This is a genomic window from Methylobacter psychrophilus (assembly GCF_025583945.1).
Taxonomy (GTDB): domain Bacteria; phylum Pseudomonadota; class Gammaproteobacteria; order Methylococcales; family Methylomonadaceae; genus Methylobacter_C; species Methylobacter_C psychrophilus.
Window position 1 is genome coordinate 1 of record NZ_JAOEGU010000114.1, and the last position, 3,077, is coordinate 3,077.

Consider the following 3,077-nt stretch of genomic DNA (forward strand, 5'->3'; position numbering starts at 1 on the left):
CGCTATTAACGCCGGTTTCGGTCAAGGTCACGACTTCGGTTTCATTAGTCGCCTGGTTGGTGACCGTGACATTAACGCTTTGTGCCGTGCCGGCGTTAGTGTTCAAGTCCGCGTCAGTGACGGTTAGGGTCACGGTTTGGCCGGCAACCACAGGACTAATGGTGGTGCTGCCGGTGACGCCGGCCGTGGCGACCGCCGTAGCGGTTCTACTTTGAGCCGTCGCGCCGGTGGCATCCAAGGCATCGGTGTAAGCCACTTGCAGGGTATTACCCGCGACCACATTGATAGTGCCGGTATTATTCGTGCCTGCACTTGCGGCATTCGTGGTCGCCAAGGTACCGGAAAAAATACCGCTATTAACGCCGGTTTCGGTCAAGGTCACGACTTCGGTTTCATTAGTCGCCTGGTTGGTGACCGTGACATTAACGCTTTGTGCCGTGCCGGCGTTAGTGTTCAAGTCCGCGTCAGTGACGGTTAGAGTCACGGTTTGGCCGGCAACCACAGGACCAATGGTGGTGCTGCCGGTGACGCCGGCAACAGGATCTGCAAAATCTATAATTAAATCGCCACGTATGGCTCCTGTAACCGCAGAAGCGAGCTTGCCAGCAGCAAAAGCAGAATCAGAAAATGTCACTGTTAGGTTATTAATATCATTGACAATGGCATGGGAGGTTGCGTTACCGGTAAATCTTAATGTGGCATGCGTACTATCTACTTGGGTAACTACTGCTGTTAGCCCAGTTGGTACGTTGGTAACAGCAACACCGGACAAGGCTGCTCCGTTGGTTCCAGCAAAAGTTGCATTGTTAAGGGTGATGTTACGGACAACAGAAATAGAGCCATTATTGGCTGTAGCTTCTGTGAAAGTAGTAGAGTCATAGGTGATATTGGCTGCAGGAGTGCCTGTGGTAGTGGTTGCGCCTGTCCATGCTGGCCCCACGCTAAAATCCAGGGCATAGTAGGCAGTAGCAGATGAGGTGTTAAGAGCTACGCCTGTTTTTAATACGAATGAACTCATTGAATCGTAGAAAACTTGTACACGATAACCATCTGAAGCGATTGGGCCATTATTAACATTTGTTATTGCTTGAAAATGGACAGAACCATCTACCAATGTTGTAACGGCTAATGTTGAATTTAGTGCTGTAGATGCTAATGTATAACGAGAAAAGCCCTTAAACTCTTGGAACTGCCTGTCTGAATTGCCTTGAGAGTCAATATCATAGGAGTTAACTATTACGTTTTGTAAGGTGACAGCGGTACCGGTACCTACGCCGGTATAAGTACTATGGGTGTAGAAATCGATTTTGAAAGTCGCATAACCACCACCTGATGAAATACTCAGTAGGGGTTGGAAATATGCACTGACCGTTGATGGGTTTACAGTTGAATCGTAAGTTGAAATCGTGGTGTTGGACAAGGTAGTGGTTACTACTGCATCAATCGCTTGACCCCCAATGGTAATGACGTTATTAAAGCGAACCACATCGTTATTGTTAATGCCAGTTCCAATAATATTTAAAAAATTGTTTGCTGCACCACTACTACCGGTACCATTAAAATTTAAAGTTCCAGAGTTGGCATTATAAACGGTTGAACCAATTAAAATGTCATTGTAATTTGCCATAAACACTTCAGTAAAAGCTATTGGCGCATCAATAGTGCCGGAACTGGTTTCAAGTATCCAGTTTCCACCTAGTGCAGCCGCACCGGTTGCATCACTTGAAGCTGCGACTTGAGTTTGAGTTAAGCTGGCTAAGGTATTTACAAAGCTTTGGCCATTTGCTCCTGCGCCTATATCACAACCATATAACAAAAAGTCGGCATTGGGCGCTAGATGTGATTGCCAGTCAGTTAGATAATTAGCTTCAGTTTGAATATTGGCAGTAGTATAGATCTGATTACCAATAAAAATTTCGTCAGTCGAGCCATGAGATACTAAATAAATAGCACTTATATTTTGATATTGAGCAATGGTACTGCTCATTTGCTGCCAAGGGTCACTGCCTGGGTTGAGCATAATGACTTGTACACCTGAACGTGCACCGGCGGCGAATTTGGAGGTATCAACCATGCTGGCATCAATAAACATGAGCTGGGTGTTAGTCGCAACCGGTAAGGCAGCGTGAGTACCATCAATAGTTATAGTCAGTGTAGATGATGAGCTCAGATCGCCCGAGTCCTTCGTTGTGTATTTAAACGTTTCGGTTAAGGTTTTACCTACTGGCAATGCTTTTGCAGCGGCATTGTTGTTGTCAAGGGCATAACTGTAACTGCCATCAGCATTAACGGTAAGGCTACCATAAGTGCCCGTCAAGGCACTGTCCACGCTGCCTATACTATTACCTGAAGTTGAAATGGCGGAGACGGTCTTGGTATCACCGGCATCGGAGTCGGTGTCATTAGTCAGTAAATTACCCGTAACGGTGGCTGCACTGGCAGTAATATGAGTGCTATCGGCTACGGCAGTAGGGGCGTCATTATCACCCGTTATATCAATTGTTAAGGTGGTGGTTGAGGTATTATGAGCCGTATCCGTCATGGTATAGCTAAAGGTATCGGTCGCTTGCTCACCGACTGTTAGTGCCAGTATATTAGCTGCGTCATTACTTAAGCGATAGTCGTAGCTGCCGTTGGCCTGAATATCCAAGCTACCATAGGTGCCGTTTACGGTAGTATTGACGCCAGTATTGAGCGGCACTGTCGTACTGCCGCTGGCAACACCTTGAACGTTGAGTGTCCCTGTGCCTGTGTCATGAGGCGTGCCATCACTAAGGACATTGCCAGTGACATGGGACGCATCCGCAGCAATAGCTGCAGTATCAGGTACGGCTACCGCCCCATCAAATACCATGCGTGGCTCTAACGTTAACATCAAAGAATAAGAAGGTTTTTGGCGGTTACGGTAGTTCATGGCAATGTATATCTTAATAATTAATTTTACTTAAGCCAATACCTTCGTCAAAATTTAAGCCGCTCTCGCATGAATCCTGCCAATTTCTGCGGCTTGGAAGATACGGTCGTCGATTAAAAATGTGTCATCATTTTTGTCCAGCGAATTAATAATCCGCTGCGTG

1 protein-coding gene is annotated in these 3,077 nt (G+C 46.5%); it reads right to left on the reverse strand.

Features of this window, described 5'->3' with window-relative positions; genetic code table 11:
• Nucleotides 1-2,914 (reverse strand): DUF4347 domain-containing protein (locus N7974_RS20310; RefSeq protein ID WP_262967352.1); only part of this gene is annotated, 2,914 nt, incomplete at its 3' end.
• Nucleotides 2,915-3,077 lie beyond the last annotated feature (163 nt).